Here is an 18,479-nt window from a genome sequence, read left to right as displayed (position 1 = left end):
GCCGGTCCTCCGATGACCGCTCCCCTCCCGGATCCGCCCGCGCCGCCGCACACTCGGCCCATGGACATCACCGGCACGACCGCATTCATCCCCGGCGCCACCTCCGGCATCGGCCTGGCACTGGCCCTGCGACTGCAGGCGGCCGGCAGCACCGTCGTCATCGGCGGGCGCCGGACCGAGCTCCTGCAGCGACTGGCCGACGAGCACGGCCTGGGCACCGTCGTCATCGACGTCACCGATCCCGACTCCGTAGGCGCCGCCCGCGACCAGGTGCTGGCGGAGCACCCCGACCTGGACGTCGTCGTCGCGATGGCCGGGATCATGGGCGTGGAGGACATCCGGAGCGCGGACTTCCTCGACCACGCCGAGCGCGTCATCGACACCAACATCCGGGGGCCGCTGCACCTGGTCGCGGCCTTCGTGGAGCACCTGCGGACCCGACCGTCCGCGGCCCTCATCACGGTCTCCTCGGGCCTCGCGCACACGCCGCTGGCGTCCACCCCCACCTACAACGGCTCGAAGGCGTTCATCCACCGGTTCACCGAGTCCATCCGCCTGCAACTCGCCGGCACCTCGGTGCAGGTCATCGAGATCGTCCCGCCGGGCGTGCGGACGGAGCTGCTCCCCGGCGGATCCGACGACGACCGGTTGATGCCCCTCGACGCCTTCGCCGACGAGGTGATGGCGCTCCTCGCGTCCCAGCCGGACGCCCACGAGATCCTGGTGGAGGCGGTCAAGCCCCTCCGCTTCGCCGAGGTCGAGGGCCGGTACGACGCGACGGTCGCCGCGATGAACGGCTGAGGAGCGCGACCGGCCGCCACACTGGGGGCATGAGCACCGCCGCCGACGACGTCCTCGCCCGCCTCGTCGAGGGCATCGACCGCGAGCGTCTCGGGGCGTACGGGGTCGTGGTGCGGGTCGGCGACGACGAGGCGGAGCGCCGCTGGCGCAGCGACGACCGGGAGGACCTCTACTCCGTGTCGAAGGGCGTGTGCGCGCTCGCCGTCGGCATGGCGGTGGACGCGGGGATCCTCGCGCTCGACACCCGGGTCCCCGAGCTGCTGCCCGACCTCGAGCTCGGCGCGGGCGTCGACGGGGTCACCGTCGAGCACCTCCTCACCATGACCAGCGGGATCGACCTCGCCTGGTCCGGCGACGAGCCCGTGCCCGGGCCCGACCTCGCGCAGGCGATGCTCGGCCGCCCGAGCCGCGGCCGCGTCTTCCAGTACAGCGACGCCAGCCCGTACGCGGCCATGCGGATGCTCGCCGCCGCGGTCGGCGACGTGCGCGACTGGCTGCTGCCGCGCCTGTTCGACCCGCTCGGCATCGGGAACCCGCAGTGGGACCGGTGCCCGCTCGGCTTCGTCGTGGGCGGCAGCGGGCTCCGTCTCCGCACCGGCGAGCTCGCGCGCATCGGCCGTCTGCTGCGCGACCGCGGCGCGTGGGAGGGCCGACAGCTCGTCAGCGCGGCGTGGGTCGACCGGATGCACGCCGACTGGATCCCCACGGGCGCCCCCGACCCGCGGGCCCCCTTCGCCGGCTACGGCCTCGCGACCTGGGACGGCCCGCGAGACGCGTGGCGCCTGGACGGCCGCTACGGCCAGTACGTGCTGGTCGACGGATCCCGGGACGCGGTCGTCACCATCACCGCGCACGAGGAGGAGCGGGACCACCTGCTCGCCGAGCTCGCGGTGGGCGCGCTCGTCGACGTCGTCGGCTGATCTGCGCGGCTCAGGGCACCGGCGCCGTCAGCGGATCCGGCGCCTGCCGCGTCCGCCCGGCGTCGGTCGCCACCGCGAACCCCTCCCGGGACCAGTACTCGAAGCCGCCGATCAGCTCCTGCACGCGCGCGTAGCCGAGCGTCGCGAGCGCGAGGGCCGCGCGCGTGCTGCCGTTGCAGCCGGGACCCCAGCAGTAGACGACGATGCGGGCTTCGCGGTCGGGCAGCTCCGCTGCGGCGCGCCCCGCCAGCTCCGCGCCGGGGATGTGGACCGCGCCGGGGATGCGCCCCTGCGCCCACGCGGCGTCGGATCGCACGTCGACCACGAGGGGCGCCTCCCCGCTCGCGCGGGCGGCGGCGAGGTCGGCGGAGTCGGTCTCGTAGGCCAGCTTGGCGGCGAGGAAGTCGATGGCGGAGAGGCTCGTCTGCATGCCTCCATCGAAGCGGTCGGGCTCCCCGGCGCGGAAGGGAGGTCGCCCGGCATCCGGGCCGTCGCGCCGCGGATCGCCCGGTAGGTTCGGCCGCATGCCTACGAATCCACCGCTCGTCCTCGATCCCACCGATCACGCGATCATCGCCGAGCTCCAGGGCGACGGCCGCGTGAGCGTCGCGCAGCTCGGCCGCGCGGTCTCGCTCTCGGCCAGCGCGACGGCCGAACGCGTGCGCCGCCTCACGGAGGGCGGGATCATCACGGGCTACTCGATCACGGTCGACCCGGAGGCGCTCGGCTGGGCGGTCACGGCCTTCGTGCGGCTGGCCTACCCCTCCGGCGACTACCGCCCCTTCCACGCGCTGGTGGCGGAGATGCCGGAGATCGTCGAGGCGCATCACGTCACAGGCGCCGACTGCTTCATCATCAAGGTCCACGCGCGCTCGATGAGCGACCTCGAGCGCATCACGGGCAGGCTCGCGGTGCTCGGCGGCATCACGACCCACGTCGTCTACTCGAGCCCGGTGCCGGGTCGGCACGTGGGGCCGGCGTGACCATGGCCTCGAGCCGCCGTAGCGCGTTGACAACATCATCAACCGCTGATCGGCTTGATGATGTTATCAAGCGGGCCCAGGAGCAGCGCCGTCGCCGGTCGTGACCCACCCGCTGAGCGCGACCACCTCCGCCGCGATGTCGCCCACCGTGCGGCCGTCGGTCGCCACGCGATGCACCGCATGCGGCGCGCCCTCCTCGAGCCGCGGCGCCGCGGCCGCGCTGCGCTCCACGGCCTCCGCGAGCCCGGATCCGATCTCCCGGCCGGTGAGGCGCCCGGCCGCCGTGGCGTCGTCGGCCGTGAGCAGCACGCCGACGGCCTCGACCTCGCCGCCGAGGGCGGCCGTGAGGGCGGGCATCTCGAGCACGCTCACGGTGTTCGCGTAGATCACGCGCGTCCAGCCCGCCTCGCGGTAGTTCCGCCAGATCGCCGACAGGTTCCGCTCCGCCAGCGGGATGCCCTGCCGCCACGGCTCCGGGTGCGCCTGGTCGAGCGCGTCGCCCTCGACGAGGGCGTGCCGCACGTCGGCGAGGGCGAGCAGCCGGGACGCCTCCGCCGCCACCGTCGACTTGCCGACGCCGGAGCGCCCGCCGAGGAACAGGGCCTGCGTGGGCGCCGGGATCGTCATGGTCCGAGCGTGGCATGTGGCGCCGGGCCGGGGTGCAGAGGTGGCGGCGCGGGGAGGCGCCGGCCGGTGCGGCGACGCCGTGCCGGGTCAGCCCGCCGGCTGCAGCGCACCGCGGAGCGCGGCGGCCTGCGCCCGCCAGAACTCCCGGGAGACGCCCGCGCGGGGCAGGATCGCGTCGAAGCCGTGGAAGGCGCCGTCGACGACCGTCAGCTCGACGGGGACGCCCGCCTCCCGGAGCCGTTCGGCGTAGCGCACGTCCTCGTCGCGGAACAGGTCGAGCGAGCCGACGCCGATCCACGCGGCGGCGAGGCCCGACAGGTCCTCGCGGCGGGCGGGCGCGGCGTAGGGGGAGGCGTCCGGTGCGCCGGGAGGGCCGCCGAGGTAGGCGGTCCAGCCGGCGCGGTTGCTGCCCGGCGTCCAGACGCGCACCTCCGAGGTGTCCATGTCGGTGCGCGTGACCGTGCGGTCGTCGAGCATCGGGTAGACGAGGAGCTGGAACGCGGGCGCCGGGGCGTCGCGGTCGTGCGCCATGAGCGCCACGGCGGCGGCGATCCCGCCACCCGCGCTCGCGCCCCCGACCGCCACCCGGGACGCGTCGATGCCGTGCTCCTCCGCGTGCGCGTGCAGCCAGAGCAGGGCGGCCAGCGCGTCCTCGACGGCGGTGGGGGCCCGGTGCCCGGGGGCGAGGCGGTAGCGCACCGACGCGACGACGATCCCGAGCGTCCGCGCGAAGCGGATGTTCGACGCCTCGTCCTGCAGGTGGTCGCCGAGCACCATGCCGCCGCCGTGGACCCAGAGCAGCGCGGGCACCCGCCCCTGCGCCGTCCGCGGGCGGTAGACGCGCATGTCGATAGCCGACGCGCCCGCGTCCACGGGCACCCGCACGTCGTGCACGAGGAGGTCCTCGGGCGCCTCCGACCGGCGGGGCTCGCGTCGCGCGGCCAGCGCCACGAGCGGTGCCGGGAAGGTGAAGCGGGGGATCAGCCGGGCGAGGGCGAGGTCGGGGTGCAGGGCGGACATGGTGCTCCATCCGGTGGTCGGGCCGCCTCGGCGGGCGGCATCGGGGGAACCGTACGCGCGCCGCATGGGAGGTCGGACCCGCCCCGCCGCGGACCCGCGTTGACACTGCCCCGACGCCCCCGCGAGAATGGGGGGACGTTGCTCTTACAACGTTGTAATGGCCCGGATCGCCTGCGTTCGCCAGGCATCGACCAGCCCCGTTCCCGATGAAGTGAAGGACACTCCATGACCGACGCCTCCACGTCGACCGACGCCCGCACCGCCGCGGACGCCCGCATCGCCATCGACCGCACCGCGGTCGTCGCCCCCGTCAACCGCCGGACGTTCGGCTCGTTCGTCGAGCACCTCGGCCGCTGCGTGTACGACGGCATCTACGAGCCCGGCCACCCCACCGCGAACGAGGACGGCTTCCGCCTCGACGTGGTCGACCTCGTCAAGGAGCTCGGCTCGAGCGCCATCCGCTACCCCGGCGGCAACTTCGTCTCCGGCTACCGGTGGGAGGACGGCGTCGGCCCGCGCGCCGAGCGCCCGAAGCGCCTCGACCTCGCCTGGCACTCGCTCGAGACCAACGAGGTGGGTCTCGACGAGTTCGCCCGCTGGTGCGAGCTGACCGGCAGCGAGCTGATGATGGCCGTGAACCTCGGCACGCGCGGTGTGCTCGAGGCGCTCGACATCCTCGAGTACTCCAACCACCCGGGCGGCACCGCCCTCTCCGACCAGCGCATCGCCAACGGCTCCCCGGAGCCCCACGGCGTCAAGATGTGGTGCCTCGGCAACGAGATGGACGGCCCCTGGCAGGTCGGCCACATGACCGCCGACGACTACGGCAAGCTCGCGAACCGCACCGCAGGCGCCATGAAGATGGTCGACCCGACGCTCGAGCTCGTCGCGTGCGGCAGCAGCGGATCCGGCATGCCGACCTTCGGCGAGTGGGAGCGCACCGTGCTCGAGCACGCGTACGACAACGTCGACTTCATCTCCGCGCACGCCTACTACCAGGAGCGCAAGGGCGACCTCGGCAGCTTCCTCGCCTCGTCGCTCGACATGGAGTACTTCATCCGCACGGTCGTCGCGTCGGCCGACCAGGTCAAGCACCGCCGCAAGAGCGACAAGACCATCAACATCTCGTTCGACGAGTGGAACGTCTGGTACCTCGACGAGCACCAGGAGTCGGGCGTCATCACCGAGGGGTGGCCCTACGCGCCGCACCTGCTCGAGGACGTCTACTCGGTGGCGGACGCGGTCGTGCTCGGCAACCTCATGATCACGCTGCTGAAGCACAGCGACCGGGTCACGTCGGCCAGCCTCGCGCAGCTCGTGAACGTGATCGCGCCGATCATGACGGAGAAGGGCGGCGGCGCCTGGCGCCAGACCACCTTCTTCCCGTTCTCGGTGACGAGCCGCCTCGCGCAGGGCGAGGTGCTGCGCCCCCGCATCGACGTGGGCACGTACGAGACCGAGGTGCACGGCACCGCGCCGCTCGTCGACTCCGTCGCGACCTTCGACGAGGCCACCGGCCGCGCCGCGGTCTTCCTCGTGAACCGCAGCCTGTCCGACGCCCTCACGATCGAGGTCGACGTCGCCGGGCTCGCCGTCTCCGAGGTGCTCGAGGCGGTCGGGATCCACGACGGGGACGTCTACGCGAAGAACACCTTCGAGGACCGCGAGCGCGTGGGCCTCACCGAGAACGCGTCGGCGACCCTCGCGGACGGCACCCTCACCATCACCCTGCCGCCCGTTTCGTGGACGGCCGTGTCGCTCGGCTGATCCGCACCGCTCCAGCACGCGCCCGTCGCGCCGCACCCGCGGCCGGCGGGCGTCGTGCGTCGTGCGTCGTCCCGAGTGCATCGGGTCACGGCGCCGCGGCCGAGCGCGCGGGGCGCCGAGCGTCACGGGCGCGGCGATACGGTGGGCGCGTGGGCGACGAGGCGATCATCGAGCGGGGCCGGCGGCACGTGCACGAGCGGTTCCGCTGGATCGACGGGCACGCCGACACGTGGTCGATGCTGCGCGACGCGGACTCGCTCGCGGCCGTGGTCGCCGCGCTCGCGGAGCTGGCGCGCGACGACCGGCCGGACGTCGTCCTCGGCATCGATGCGCGCGGGTTCGTCCTCGGCCCGGCCGTCGCTGTGGCGCTCGGGGTCGGGTTCGCGCCGATCCGGAAGGACGGCGCGCTCCTGCCCGGCGACGTCGTGCGGCGGATCGCGGAGGCGGACTACCGGGGCGTCCGCCGCGGCTTCTCGGCCCGGCGCGACCTCCTGATGCCCGGCCAGCGCGCCGTGCTCGTGGACGACTGGATCGAGACGGGAAGCCAGGCCGCCGCCGCGGCCGGGCTCGTCGGAGACTGCGGGGCCACGCTCGCGGGCATCGCGGTGATCGTCGACGAGCTGCGGCCCGGCATGCGCGCCGCGCTGCCGCCCGTCCGCGCGCTGACCACGGCCGACGCGCTGCGCTGACGGCCGGCGCACTGTGGGGACAGCGCCGCCGCTCGCCCGCATCACCTGCGTGCGCGACCCGGGTCGGACCCGGTCAGTCCCGTCGGGACCGTCCGCGCGCGGTGCGTTCGTTGCCGCGCCGGTAGTCGCCCGTCACGCGCGCCATGATCTGCTGCGCGTCGCCCGACTCGACCTGCGCGAGGAACCTGCGTGCGGTGGGATCCCCGCAGCGTGGCGGCCACCCGTCCGTGATGCCGGATGACCACCTCGTCGCCGCGCGAGGTGTGCTCGAAGCCGTTCGGGGGCGTGCCCATCGCAGCACGCTACCCGAGACGTCCTGCCACGAGGAGGGCGTCCGCTGCCGTGCGGCGGTCCGGCTGCGCCTGCCCGGAGGTCAGGGGCGCGGATCCGTGCGGAGGAGCGCCATGACGATCACGTCGACGGGCTCGCCGTCGAAGCGGGAGGCGGCGCGGAGGCGGCCCTCCGCGACGAACCCGACGCGCTCGTAGACGCGACGCGCCCGCGTGTTGGACGCCAGGACCTCGAGGGAGATGCGCTGCAGGTCCGTGGCCGCGAACGCGTGGTCCACGAGGAGCCGGACGGCCTCGGTGCCGAGCCCGCGGTCGCGCCCGGCGGGTCCGATGAGGATGCGGAGGTTGGCGCTCCGGTCCTCCGGGCTCCACTCGTTGATCACGGCCTCGCCCACGCAGGCGTCCGAGGCGCGGTCGACGAGCGCGAGGTCGAGGCGGTCGGGCTGGTCGGCGCGCGTCGCGTACCAGGTGCGCGTGCGCGCATCGAGCGTCGGCCGTGCGGACAGCTCGGCGACCTCCGCGGTCGAGTGGGCCGATGCCGTGAGGCGGAGGACGTCGGGATCGGCGAGCACCGGTCCCATCGCGTCGATGTCGGCGGGGGAGAAGGGTCGGAGGATCACGCGCTCTCCGACGAGGACCGGCACGGCGGGGAAGAGGCGGGGCGGGGTGGTCATGGGTGCACCGAGGGGCGGGACGCGGCGCGGGCGGCCGGCGTCAGCGCCCGTCACGGCTGCGATAGAGGGTCATCAGCGTGGCCGAGATGCGGCCGCCGGGGCCGAGCCGGTGGCCGTTCGCCTCGAGCCATGCGCGGGCGGCGGCGCGCTCGCCGGTGGGGGCGGCGCCGGTCGCGGCGGCGCCCGCCGGGGCGGGGCGCTCCTCGGTGATCGGCGTGATCGTGACGGTCGTGCGCCTCCCCGCGGCGACGTAGGGCGCGAGCAGCGCGCGGAGGGCGCGCGCGTCGGCGGCGTCGAGGTCCGCCTCGTGGACGATGCCGTCGAGGCCGAAGCGCACCGGCTCGGTGGGGCCGGCGGTCGCGTGCCGGCCCTCGCCGTCGTGCTCCGCGCCGCGTCCGTGCCCGTCGTCGCGCGGATCCGCGTGCTCGGTCATGCCGTCTCCTCGTGCCTCGTGCCCCCTCCGGAAGCCTAGGACGCCGTCCCCCGCCGTCCGCGCCGCAGATGAGAACGGTTCTCTCCTAGGCTGGGGTCATGGAACCCCCGCGAACGCCCGCCCGATCGTCGCCCGCGGCGGCCTCGCCGTGATCCTCGTCTCCTCGAGCGACCTCCGGGCGGCGTCCCGGGTCGCCGCGGCCGCCGTCGGGGCGCCCGCGTCCGAGGAGCCCGCCCCGGTGGAGGCGCCCGGCGGCGACAGCGGCGACCTGGGCGCCGACCTCGCCGAGGGCCTCATCCGCGACGCCGACGACGGGCGCACCGGGCTCGCGGTGGTGGCCATCGAGCCCGCCGCGGATCCGCTCGAGGTGGCGCTGGTGCTGGAGCACGTGGTCGAGGCGCGGCACCCGGGGTCGACGCCCATCGGGATCCTCGACCTCGTCGCCGTCTCCTCCGTCGCCGAGGTCCGCGACCTGCTCCTCGACCCGGGAGCCGGCGACGCGACGCCGTTCGACGCCGCGGAGCGGCTGGCCGGGCGCCTCGAGTGCGCGAGCGTCGTCGTGCTCGAGGACCTGGATCCGGCGCATCCCTCCCCGGACGGCCGCCGGGCCCTCGCCCTGCTCGCGTGCCTCGCCCCGGACGCGGGCGTGGTCGCCGTCGCCGACCGGGCCGCGCTCGTCGCCGCGCCGCTGCGGATCGCGCGGCAGCGCGCCCGGCGGCTGGCCGCGGGCATGGGGTGGCAGACCGCGCTGGCCGGCGTCCCGGCGGCGCCGACCGCGGGCGGGATGGGCGTGCACGTCTTCCGGGATCCGCGGCCGTTCCATCCCGGCCGACTGCACGCGGCGGTCGTGCACGACCTCGTGCCCGGGCCGGTCGGACGGATCGTGCGCTCCCGCGGCCTCGTGCGCCTCGCGACGCGACCCGCGACCGTGGGCTCGTGGGCGACCGCGGGCGACGTGCTGAGCCTCGACCCGACCGGCATGCGCAGCTGGGACGCCGACGTCGCCCGCGGGCCAGGAGCTCGCGTTCGTGGGCGAGCACCTCGACGCCGCGCTGCTCGACGGGATCCTGGGCGCGTGCCTCCTGGCGCCCGACGAGCTCGTCGCGGGACCGGACGCGTGGCACGGCTACGCGGACCCGTTCCCCGCGTGGGACACCGAGCACCGGCACTGACGGCGGAGCGACCTTGCGCGCCTTGCCGATCCCGCAAGGAGCCGTGCGCCACGCGCTTCACTCCCGCAGGCTCGGTGCATGGACATCGGACAGCAGGACATCGCGCAGCAGCACATCGCACAGCAGGACATCGTCGGCATCGAGTGGGACGCGGTCGTCGTCGGCGGGGGCGTCGCGGGTTCGAGCGCCGCGCTCATGCTCGCCCGCGCCCGCCGCAGCGTGCTCGTCGTCGACGCGGGTCAGCCGCGCAACGCCGTCGCCGCGCACATGCACGGCGTGCTCGGCCACGACGGGAAGCCGCCGCGCCAGCTCGTCGCCGAGGGGCGCCGGGAGGTCGAGGGCTACGGCGGCGTCGTGGTCGACGGGCGGGTGCAGGGCGTCGACGCCCTCGAGGATCCGGCCGGCTGCGCTTCCGCGTGACGCTCGACGGCGGCGCCGAGGTGCGGGCCCGCCGCGTGGTCCTCGCGACCGGCCTCGCCGACGTGCTCCCGGAGGTCCCCGGCCTCGCCGCGCACTGGGGCGCGGGCGTCGTCGTCTGCCCGTACTGCGACGGCTACGAGGTGCGCGACCTCCGCATCGGCGTGCTCGCCACGGGGCCCGGGAGCCTCCACCACGTGCAGATGCTCCGCCAGTGGTCGGCCGACATCACGTTCCTCGTCGCGGGCGGCACGGCGACCGGCGAGCCGCTCGGGATCGACGCGGCGACGCGTGCGGGGCTCGATGCACGCGGGATCCGCATCGAGGAGGAGGCCGTCACCCGCGTGCTCGGGGAGCGGGGCGCGCTCGAGGGCGTGGAGCTCGCCGACGGCCGGGTCCTCGCGCTCGACTCGCTCTTCGCCATGCCCGGGGCGGCCCCGCGGGACGGCTTCGCCCGCGCCCTCGGCGCCGCGACCGAGGAGACCCCCTGGGGTCCGTTCGTCACGGCGGATCCGATGGGCCGGACGAGCGTGCCCGGCCTCCTCATCGCGGGCAACGCGTCGAGCGGATCCGCGAACGTGCCCGTCGCCATGGCCGCAGGAACCATGGCGGGCGCGATGGCGAACGCGGACATGGTCACGGAGGACGTCGCGATCGCCGTCGCAGCGGCGGCGGCCGCGCCCGCCGGCCGGTAGCGGTCGGCGCCGTCCCGGCGTAAACTTCAGCCCGTAGGACTCAAGTACGTGGAGGAAGGAACGCATTGGCCAACATGCAGGGCGCACCCGCCAGCGCCGAGGACGCGAGGACCGCGCTCGAGCAGTACGGGGTGAACCTGACCGAGATCGCGAAGAGCGGCAAGCTCGACCCGGTCATCGGACGCGACGCGGAGATCCGGCGCATCAGCCAGGTGCTCACGCGGCGCACCAAGAACAACCCGGTCCTCATCGGGGAGCCCGGCGTCGGCAAGACCGCCGTCGTCGAGGGCCTCGCCCAGCGCATCGTCGCGGGCGACGTGGCCGATTCCCTGAAGGGCAAGCAGCTCGTCTCGCTCGACCTCGCCGCGCTCGTCGCGGGCGCGAAGTACCGCGGCGAGTTCGAGGAGCGGCTGAAGGCGGTGCTGAAGGAGATCGACGACGCCGACGGCGAGGTCATCACCTTCGTCGACGAGCTGCACACGCTCATGGGTGCGGGCGGCGGCGAGGGGTCCGTCGCGGCGTCCAACATGCTGAAGCCCATGCTCGCGCGCGGCGAGCTGCGGCTCATCGGCGCGACCACGCTCGACGAGTACCGCCAGTACATCGAGAAGGACGCCGCGCTCGAGCGCCGCTTCCAGCAGGTGTACGTCGGCGAGCCGAGCGTGGAGGACACCGTCGCGATCCTCCGCGGGCTCAAGGGCCGCTACGAGGCGCACCACCAGGTGCCCATCACGGATGCGGCGCTCGTGGCGGCCGCGTCCCTCTCGAACCGCTACATCCCCGCCCGGCAGCTGCCGGACAAGGCCATCGACCTGATCGACGAGGCCGCCTCGCGGCTGCGGATGGAGATCGACTCCTCGCCCGTCGAGATCGACGAGCTGCGGCGCGCGGTCGACCGGATGCGGCTCGAGGAGCTCGCCCTCAAGCGCGAGAAGGACGAGGCGTCGAAGGAGCGGCTCGCGCGGCTGCGCGAGGACATCGCCCAGCGCGAGGAGACCCTCGGCGGGCTCCAGCGGCGCTGGGAGGCGGAGCGCGCGAGCGTCAACCGCGTCGGCAAGCTGAAGGACGAGCTGAACGAGCTGCGGATCCGCGCCGAGCGGGCCCAGCGCGAGGGCGATCTGGAGAAGGCGTCGCGCCTGCTCTACGGCGAGATCCCCGTCATCGAGCGCGAGGTCGCGCAGGCGGAGGCCGCCGAGTCGGTGCCGTCGGCGGAGGAGCGGCTCGTCAACGAGCAGGTCACGGGCGAGGACATCGCCGCGGTCGTCGCGGCCTGGACGGGGATCCCGGTCGGCCGGCTGCTGCAGGGGGAGACGGAGAAGCTGCTGCACCTCGAGAAGGAGCTCGGCAAGCGGCTCATCGGCCAGCGGCAGGCGGTGGCGAGCGTCTCCGACGCGGTGCGCCGCACGCGCGCCGGCATCTCGGATCCCGACCGGCCCACCGGCTCGTTCCTCTTCCTCGGCCCCACGGGCGTGGGGAAGACGGAGCTCGCGAAGGCGCTGGCGGAGTTCCTGTTCGACGACGAGAAGGCGATGATCCGCATCGACATGAGCGAGTACGGGGAGAAGTTCTCCGTGTCCCGTCTCGTCGGCGCCCCTCCCGGCTACGTCGGCTACGAGCAGGGCGGCCAGCTCACCGAGGCCGTGCGGCGGCGCCCCTACTCGGTGGTGCTGCTCGACGAGGTCGAGAAGGCGCACCCGGAGGTGTTCGACGTGCTCCTGCAGGTGCTCGACGACGGCCGCCTCACCGACGGCCAGGGCCGCACGGTCGACTTCCGCAACGTGATCCTCGTGCTCACCAGCAACCTCGGGTCGCAGTTCGTCAGCGACGCGTCCCTGCCGCTGGAGAGCCGCGAGCAGGCGGTGCAGCAGCTCGTGCGCCAGACGTTCAAGCCGGAGTTCGTGAACCGGCTCGACGACATCGTCGTGTTCCAGACCCTGTCGATGGACGACCTGGCGCAGATCGTGGAGCTCTACATCGACCGCCTCGGCGACCGGCTCGCGGACCGCCGCCTCACGCTCGGGGTCACCCCGGACGCCCGGCGCTGGCTCGCGGAGCGCGGCCACGACCCGCTGTACGGCGCTCGTCCCCTGCGCCGGCTCATGCAGCGCGAGATCGACGATCGCCTCGCGCGCGAGCTGCTGGCGGGCGACATCCGCGACGGCGACGCCGTGCGGGTCGACCTCGCCCCCGACGGCGAGGGGCTCACGGTCAGCCGCGCGTGGGACGACGAGCCGGAGGACGCTCCCGCCCTCTGACCGGGTGATCCGGCCCGTCGCGCGACCCTCATCAGTGTCGCGCGGCGGGCCGGACCCGTCCGCCCGAGATCTCCAGCACCTCGTCGCTCAGCGCGTCGATGTGCTCGCGCTCGTGGCTGGTGAACAGGATCGTCGTGCCGATCCCCTGCTGCCGGCGCAGCTCGGCCGTGAGGCGCGCGACGCTCTCCGCGTCGAGGGCGTTGAACGGCTCGTCGAGCAGGAGCACCTCCGGCCGCTCCATGAGCGCCTGGCAGAGCGACAGCTTCTGCTTCATGCCGAGCGAGTAGCTGCGGACCCGCGTGCGGGAATCCGGATCCAGCCCCATCCCGCGCATCGACTCCCGCACCTCGTCCACGGTGATCCGCTTCCGGATGGCGGCGAGCTCGGTCAGGTTCTGCAGGCCCGTGCGGTGCGCCAGGTAGGCCGGCCCGTCGATGATCGCGCCGAACCGGTCGGGGAACGTGCGCCCGGGGGAGAGGAGCGCCGGGTCGATGTCGACGACGCCCGCGTCGGGACGCAGGAAGCCGAGGATGATCTTGAACAGCACGGACTTGCCGCAGCCGTTGGGCCCGACGAGTCCGTAGGTGCGGCCGCGCTCCAGGGCGAGGTCGACGCCCTGGAACAGGGCGTTCCCGCGGAAGCCCTTCGTGACGCCGGTGAGGGTGATGATCGGCATGGTGCTCCTTGTCGTTCGGGATCAGGCGGGGCGGGTGCGCTGCACGAGCGCGGAGAGGGCGAGGCCGAGGATGGCGACCCAGAGGCCGAGCGTGGCCGTGGCGTCGCCGACCTCCGACCATCCGCCGCATGTCACGGCGAGGTCGGCGAGCTGGAGGGGCAGCCACGTCCGCGTCTCGAGCTGGAGGGCGCCGCCGGCGACGATCACGCCGACGGTGAGGAGCCCGGCGGCGGACCCTCGCGCGAGCCAGGTGACGATGAGGACGAGGGCCGAGTAGACCCCGAGCTGGAGCAGGCCGCCGACGAGGTACTGCCCGGCGAGGAGACCGAGTCGTCCGGGGGCGGGGAGCACGGGCCCGGATGCGGTGAGGACGGCCATCCCGAGCCCGAGCGCGGCGACGACGGCGAGGTACAGGACGGCCGCGACCGCGTGGCGCGCCGTGCGCGCCGCCGCCCACCGCGTGGCCGAGCCGTGCCGTAGGAGCCGCTGCAGGAGCATGCCGCGGGCCTCGTGGAGACTCCCGCAGCTGCAGCACGAACGCGAAGCCGCCGTACACGGCGAGTCCGCTGAGCAGGTGGAGGACCGTCCCGTCGCCGGAGAGCGCGGAGGCGAGACGGTCGACGGCGGTCGGCGGAGCCCCGTCGCCGAGGAGCGGATCCGCGGGCATCGCCAGGAGCCCGGCGAGGCATGCGCCCACCACGGCGACGAGCACGATCCACGCCCTCACCCGCTGTGCCGTCCGAGGAGGGCGGGACGCGAGCGATGCGTGCGGTCCTTCGCCCGGACGGCGAGGAGCAGCGCCGCGCACGCGGCGGTGACGGCCGCCCAGCTGACGACCGCGGCGCCGGGATCGGCCGCGACGGTCTGCGCGGTCGTGAGGTGGCTGAGGTTCAGGGGCGAGCCGGCGTCGACCAGCCCGGCCGCGGAGAGCAGCGCGAGCATGCCGACGGACACGGCGAAGACGACGTCGAGCCCTCGGCCGGGGCCGATGAGGTGGAGGGCGAGCGCGGAGATCTGGGTCGCCATCAGGAGGGCGAGCGCGAGCATGACGGTGCCGACGATCAGCGCCACCCACGGCCAGCCCGGCCGCTGCTGGGCGGCGCTGTAGCCCTCGATGCCGTGGGTGCCGTCGTCGGCGACGGGGAGCCCGAGCGCGGTGACGTACATGGCCACGAGGAGGAGCGGCAGGATCGTGAGCGCCCAGGTCATGCCGTCGCGGCACGCGGCGAGGAGAGCCCGGACGTAGGTGCCGTGGCGGATGAGACGGTCGGGCCGGGCGTCGGCAGGCGACCGGACCACGAGCGCGACGAGCCACGCGAGCAGGACGACGTTCGCGAGGAACCGCGTGTCCGTCACGTCGTCGAGGATCAGCTTCGTCTGGGTGAGGCGCACGCCGGTCGGTGAGGCCTCGTCGAACGCGCGGGTGTACGCGCCGGACGCGACGGCGAAGCCGGCCAGGACCAGCGCCGGGACGCTCGTGATCCGGTCGGCGGGGCTCACGAGAGGCGGCCGCTGGAGGGGAGGCGGCGGACGGTCACCACCGCGACCACCGCGACGACGGCCGCGAGGACGAGGTGGGGGAGCACGGCCTGCGCATCGGTGTGGAACTCGAGGCCGAACGGCACCGTCGAGAAGTAGAGGGCGAGGTGGGGATGCCCCAGGATCTCGACGAGGAGTGTCTCGCCGAAGACCGTGAGCATGGGGAGGGAGAGCGCCAGGTACCGGTTCCGGACGACCAGGCAGGCGGCGATCCCCATGGCGGCGTACACCGCCCCGCAGAAGCCGAACCAGCTCGAGTAGACGATGCCGAAGGGGAGGTCGCCGAAGGCGAGGATGGAGCCGAACGCCTCGTCGTGCTGCGCGCGATCCCCGGCCTGCTCCGGCGTGAGCAGGTAGCCCGCCGGGTCGATCCCCGGGTCGCCCAGCAGGGGCCACACGTGGAAGGACATCACGTAGGCCACGAAGGAGTAGAGGAACGCGAGGGAGAAGCCGACCACGATCGCTGACCCGAAGCGCGCGCAGAGCAGGATCGGGACGTCGCAGCGGGTCCGCTGCACGCTGATGAAGCGATGGGCCAGGTCCGACGAGAAGCCCACGCAGGTGAGCAGCGTGATGGCCAGTGGCATCAGGATCAGCGAAGGCGAGAGCATCCCCGCCGCGAGCACGCCCACGTGGTCGCGGACTTGAGCATTCTGCATGCCGTGGATGACGGTGAGAGCTGCCAGGGCGGCTATCAGCGGGACGCTGGCGACCTGTGCGGGTCGCATGGTGCGCCGGAGAGCCAGGGCGAACATGTCACACCACCTCCCGCGCGGCGGCACGCGCGCAGCTGCAACGCGTGCGGAGGCGAGCTCTGCAGGCGATCAGTTGCTGGCCCAAGAGCCGATGGCCTGCACTCGGACGAGGTTGTACGGCGTGGCATGGAGTTGCAGACGGACGCTGGTCCCTGCTGAGTAGGGAGAGGAGGGGAAGGCGCCCTGTCGTTGTCCGATCTCCTTGAGCTCCATGGCGCATTGACCGGTCCCGCCATCGCAGATGCGCACGTTCATGCGATAGTCCCCACCGATGGAACGGAACCTGACGAACGCCTGCCCCCCGGTGGACTGCTTGGTCTGAGGGTCAGAATTCCAGGCTTGCTGAAATCGCGGGGTGATGGCAGTGAAGTCCTCGCTCGCGGTCCCGGCGTAGGCGGCGCCGCCCGACCCGACGAGGAGGCAGAGGAGTGCGGCGGTCGAGAGGGTCTTCGTGGTGAGGCGCATGGGGATCCGTTCCTACGATGTGGTGCACGAGGCGGTTCATGGCGACCACGAGGTCATCGGCAGCGTCTTCGCGTGCGCGGATCATGCGGCGAGTCGGTGGCGAGGGGGCCTCGGGTCCGTCACCGGGGCGTCAGGAGCGCCGGCGAGACCGAGGGTAGGCGGGAGGGCGGCGGGCGCGTGCCGTTCCTCCACAGGCCTGGATCGTGCGGCAGCGGGCCGCTGCTCGCGTCAGCGGCCCGCGCTTCGGGTCAGACCGCGGTCACCCGCAGGAGCGCGATCGTCTCGGGCCACATCGCGGGGGTGTGCAGGCCCGAGACCGCGAGCGCGCCGCGGCCCGTCAGCTCGACGCCGTCGAACCAGGCGGGGGCCGTGAAGCCGTGGTCGGGCACGCCGACGCGGACGGGCTCCACGCGGTAGCGGCGCTCCGGGTCGAGGCCCGGCAGGAGGAAGCGGCCGCGCGGCGAGACGTCGGAGCGGCCCACGGTCGCGAGGAAGAACAGCGCCGCGGAGGCGTCCTCGGCCACCGAGCCGTACACCCAGAGGCTCGGGTCGGAGCCGTCCGCGCGCACCACCGTGCCCGTGTGCATGAGGGCGCGCTCCTGCTTGTAGAGCGCGATCCACTCGGCGAGGTCGCGCTCCTCGTCCGGGGTGGCCTGCGTCAGGTCCCACTCGATGCCGAAGTGCGCGAACAGCGACGTGCCCGCGCGGAACGCGACAAGGGTGTGCGCGCGGCCCGTGGTGTGGTTGACGCCCGACGCGATGTGGGAGCCCATGAGCTCCGGCGGCAGCAGCTGCATGGTCCAGCGGTTCATCTGCTGGCGCTCGAGCGGGTCGATGCAGTCGGACACCCACACGCGGTCGGTGCGCTCGAGCACGCCCAGGTCCACGCGGGATCCGCCCGAGGAGCACGACTCGATCTCGAGGTCCGGGAAGCGCTCGCGGAGCTCGTCCATGAGCCGGTACGCGGCGAGCGTCTGGAGGTGCACGCCCGCCTGGCCGCGCGGGGCGATGCCGGCGTCGACGAGGTCCCGGTTGTGGTCCCACTTGACGTAGGCGATGTCGTACTCGGCGAGGATCGCGCTGACCCGCTCCAGGATGTGGGCGTACGCCTCGGGGATCGCGAGGTCGAGGACCTGCTGCTTGCGGTGGGTGCCCGGGCGGCGGCCGCCGGTGGCCATGATCCACTCGGGGTGCTCGCGCGCGAGGTCGGAGTCCTCGTTGATCATCTCGGGCTCGAACCACAGTCCGAACTCCATGCCGAGGGCGCGCACGCGGTCGATCATGTCGGGGTGAGGCCGTCGGGCCAGACGCCCTCGTCGACGTACCAGTCGCCGAGGCCCGCGTCGTCGGCGCGGCGGTGGCGGAACCAGCCGTCGTCGAGCACGTAGCGCTCGACGCCGAGGGCGGCCGCGCGCTCGGCGAGGTCGGTGAGGCGCGCGAGGTCGTGCGTCGGAGTACGACCGCCTCCCACACGTTCAGGGTGACGGGCCGGTCGCGGCGCGGGTGGGCGTCGCGGGCCCGGAGGAAGCGGTGGAAGCGGGCCGCCTGGTCGTCGAGGCCGTGGCCTGTACGCCGCGTAGACCCAGGGGCTCGCGTAGGCCTCGCCCTCGGCGAGGCGCACCTCGCCGGGCAGGAGGAGCTCGCCGCCGCCGATCACCTGGCGGCCGCTGGAGAGGCGCTCCGCGTAGTGGCGGTGGTCGCCGCTGAAGGCGACGTGCGCGCCCCACACGTCGCCGTGGCGGAAGCCGAAGCCGGGCACGCCGACCGAGAGCACGGTCGCGGCGTCGGATCCCGTGCGGCCGCGCGACGGCCCTCGCGCTCGTGGATGCCGACGTTCAGCGTGCTGCGCTGCGGGGTGCGCTCCTTGCCCCAGCGGCCGGCGAAGTCGAGGACCTCGCGCGCCTCGGGCGGGATCGGCAGCGCCAGCGTGATCCCCTCGACGTCGTAGACGCCCTGGCCGGCGTTCGTGCAGCTCCGCGCGGGTGCGCACGAGGCCGGAGGGCAGCAGCTCCACGTCCACCGCGAGGCCGAGGCCGGCCGTGTCGTCGACCGCATCGACGTGCACGAGCGCGGGGCCGTGGGTCGCGGCATCCGGGGCGCCCGTCTGGAGGCCCGCCGGCAGCGCGGACCCGTCCACCGTCGCGGCGGTCACGCGGAACGACGGCGACCAGTCGGCGCCGGCGCGGTGCCCGGCTGAAGCGGCGCACGAAAAACGCGAAAGCGTTTCACGATAAATGCGAAAACATCTCTTGACATTAAACCAGGACGCCAGATCGGCGGCTTCAACTGAACGTGTCACAC

20 protein-coding genes and 2 pseudogenes are annotated in these 18,479 nt (G+C 73.9%); 10 read left to right on the top strand and 12 right to left on the bottom strand.

Annotation, left to right across the window (positions count from 1 at the left end; translation table 11 throughout):
- The first annotated feature begins 60 nt into the window (after positions 1–60).
- Positions 61–801: an SDR family oxidoreductase gene (locus tag ACZ411_RS00540; RefSeq protein WP_464167659.1), complete on the top strand. Its 741-nt coding sequence runs from the start codon at positions 61–63 to the stop codon at positions 799–801.
- Between the two features lie 29 nt (positions 802–830).
- The gene (locus ACZ411_RS00535; RefSeq protein WP_464167657.1) at positions 831–1,721 is read left to right on the top strand and encodes a serine hydrolase domain-containing protein; all 891 of its coding nucleotides are present in this window, start codon (positions 831–833) and stop codon (positions 1,719–1,721) included.
- A gap of 10 nt (positions 1,722–1,731) precedes the next feature.
- On the opposite strand, the gene ACZ411_RS00530 is transcribed toward ACZ411_RS00535, so the two are convergent.
- The gene (locus ACZ411_RS00530; protein ID WP_464167655.1) at positions 1,732–2,151 is read right to left on the bottom strand and encodes a rhodanese-like domain-containing protein; all 420 of its coding nucleotides are present in this window, start codon (positions 2,149–2,151) and stop codon (positions 1,732–1,734) included.
- Positions 2,152–2,245: 94 nt separating this feature from the next.
- On the opposite strand from ACZ411_RS00530, the gene ACZ411_RS00525 reads away from it, so the two are divergent.
- Complete coding sequence (locus ACZ411_RS00525) at positions 2,246–2,704, top strand: Lrp/AsnC family transcriptional regulator (RefSeq protein ID WP_464167653.1); 459 nt, start codon at positions 2,246–2,248, stop codon at positions 2,702–2,704.
- A 66-nt stretch (positions 2,705–2,770) separates the two neighbouring features.
- Here ACZ411_RS00525 and ACZ411_RS00520 read toward each other — a convergent pair whose 3' ends face one another.
- Both ACZ411_RS00520 and ACZ411_RS00515 read right to left on the bottom strand, forming a co-directional pair.
- Complete coding sequence (locus ACZ411_RS00520) at positions 2,771–3,331, bottom strand: DEAD/DEAH box helicase family protein (RefSeq protein WP_464167651.1); 561 nt, start codon at positions 3,329–3,331, stop codon at positions 2,771–2,773.
- Positions 3,332–3,418: 87 nt separating this feature from the next.
- Positions 3,419–4,351: an alpha/beta hydrolase fold domain-containing protein gene (locus tag ACZ411_RS00515; protein WP_464167649.1), complete on the bottom strand. Its 933-nt coding sequence runs from the start codon at positions 4,349–4,351 to the stop codon at positions 3,419–3,421.
- Between the two features lie 225 nt (positions 4,352–4,576).
- On the opposite strand from ACZ411_RS00515, the gene arfA reads away from it, so the two are divergent.
- Together arfA and ACZ411_RS00505 are read left to right on the top strand one after the other, a co-directional pair.
- Positions 4,577–6,118 (top strand): arabinosylfuranosidase ArfA, encoded by a 1,542-nt coding sequence (gene arfA, locus ACZ411_RS00510; RefSeq protein ID WP_464167647.1) that lies wholly within the window; start codon positions 4,577–4,579, stop codon positions 6,116–6,118.
- 149 nt (positions 6,119–6,267) lie between these two features.
- Positions 6,268–6,807, top strand: a complete 540-nt coding sequence (locus tag ACZ411_RS00505; protein ID WP_464167645.1) for a phosphoribosyltransferase family protein — start codon at positions 6,268–6,270, stop codon at positions 6,805–6,807.
- Between the two features lie 373 nt (positions 6,808–7,180).
- On the opposite strand, the gene ACZ411_RS00500 is transcribed toward ACZ411_RS00505, so the two are convergent.
- The 3 genes from ACZ411_RS00500 to ACZ411_RS00490 all read right to left on the bottom strand — a co-directional run bounded on the left by ACZ411_RS00500 (position 7,181) and on the right by ACZ411_RS00490 (position 9,057).
- On the bottom strand, positions 7,181–7,771 hold the full coding sequence (locus ACZ411_RS00500; RefSeq protein ID WP_464167643.1) for a GNAT family N-acetyltransferase: 591 nt from the start codon (positions 7,769–7,771) through the stop codon (positions 7,181–7,183).
- 40 nt (positions 7,772–7,811) lie between these two features.
- Positions 7,812–8,204, bottom strand: coding sequence for an Lsr2 dimerization domain-containing protein (locus ACZ411_RS00495; RefSeq protein WP_464167641.1), 393 nt, complete (start codon positions 8,202–8,204; stop codon positions 7,812–7,814).
- Between the two features lie 85 nt (positions 8,205–8,289).
- Complete coding sequence (locus ACZ411_RS00490) at positions 8,290–9,057, bottom strand: hypothetical protein (protein WP_464167698.1); 768 nt, start codon at positions 9,055–9,057, stop codon at positions 8,290–8,292.
- Here ACZ411_RS00490 and ACZ411_RS00485 point away from each other — a divergent pair.
- The 5 genes and pseudogenes from ACZ411_RS00485 to ACZ411_RS00465 form a co-directional block, all read left to right on the top strand.
- A pseudogene (locus tag ACZ411_RS00485) lies at positions 8,989–9,138 on the top strand (CobW C-terminal domain-containing protein); the annotation flags it as partial. The gene ACZ411_RS00490 and the pseudogene ACZ411_RS00485 sit on opposite strands and share 69 nt — an antisense overlap.
- A 94-nt stretch (positions 9,139–9,232) precedes the next feature.
- Positions 9,233–9,376, top strand: coding sequence for a hypothetical protein (locus tag ACZ411_RS00480; protein WP_464167696.1), 144 nt, complete (start codon positions 9,233–9,235; stop codon positions 9,374–9,376).
- Positions 9,377–9,454: 78 nt separating this feature from the next.
- Positions 9,455–9,796 carry an FAD-dependent oxidoreductase gene (locus tag ACZ411_RS00475; protein WP_464167694.1) on the top strand — a complete coding sequence of 114 codons (342 nt, stop codon included), beginning with the start codon at positions 9,455–9,457 and terminating at the stop codon, positions 9,794–9,796.
- Positions 9,793–10,488 (top strand): NAD(P)/FAD-dependent oxidoreductase, encoded by a 696-nt coding sequence (locus tag ACZ411_RS00470; protein WP_464167692.1) that lies wholly within the window; start codon positions 9,793–9,795, stop codon positions 10,486–10,488. The genes ACZ411_RS00475 and ACZ411_RS00470 overlap by 4 nt, the downstream gene beginning before the upstream one ends.
- 65 nt (positions 10,489–10,553) lie before the next feature.
- Complete coding sequence (locus ACZ411_RS00465; RefSeq protein ID WP_094114798.1) at positions 10,554–12,743, top strand: ATP-dependent Clp protease ATP-binding subunit; 2,190 nt, start codon at positions 10,554–10,556, stop codon at positions 12,741–12,743.
- Positions 12,744–12,774: 31 nt separating this feature from the next.
- Here the strand turns inward: ACZ411_RS00465 and ACZ411_RS00460 are convergent, their stop codons facing one another.
- The 6 genes and pseudogenes from ACZ411_RS00460 to ACZ411_RS00435 all read right to left on the bottom strand — a co-directional run.
- Entirely contained in the window at positions 12,775–13,419 is a 645-nt protein-coding gene (locus ACZ411_RS00460) for an ATP-binding cassette domain-containing protein (RefSeq protein WP_464167637.1), read from the bottom strand.
- A gap of 21 nt (positions 13,420–13,440) precedes the next feature.
- Positions 13,441–13,917, bottom strand: a complete 477-nt coding sequence (locus ACZ411_RS00455) for a hypothetical protein (RefSeq protein ID WP_464167635.1) — start codon at positions 13,915–13,917, stop codon at positions 13,441–13,443.
- A 225-nt stretch (positions 13,918–14,142) separates the two neighbouring features.
- Positions 14,143–14,919 (bottom strand): hypothetical protein, encoded by a 777-nt coding sequence (locus tag ACZ411_RS00450; RefSeq protein ID WP_464167633.1) that lies wholly within the window; start codon positions 14,917–14,919, stop codon positions 14,143–14,145.
- Complete coding sequence (locus tag ACZ411_RS00445) at positions 14,916–15,713, bottom strand: hypothetical protein (protein WP_464167631.1); 798 nt, start codon at positions 15,711–15,713, stop codon at positions 14,916–14,918. Before ACZ411_RS00445 ends, ACZ411_RS00450 begins: the two co-directional genes overlap by 4 nt.
- A 69-nt stretch (positions 15,714–15,782) precedes the next feature.
- Positions 15,783–16,178: a hypothetical protein gene (locus ACZ411_RS00440; RefSeq protein ID WP_464167629.1), complete on the bottom strand. Its 396-nt coding sequence runs from the start codon at positions 16,176–16,178 to the stop codon at positions 15,783–15,785.
- Between the two features lie 248 nt (positions 16,179–16,426).
- Positions 16,427–18,369 (bottom strand): annotated as a pseudogene (locus tag ACZ411_RS00435) (alpha-galactosidase); the annotation flags it as partial.
- Between the last annotated feature and the right edge of the window lie 110 nt (positions 18,370–18,479).

Source organism: Clavibacter sp. AC415, assembly GCF_979252985.1.
This window is presented reverse-complemented; position numbering and strand designations above follow the sequence as displayed.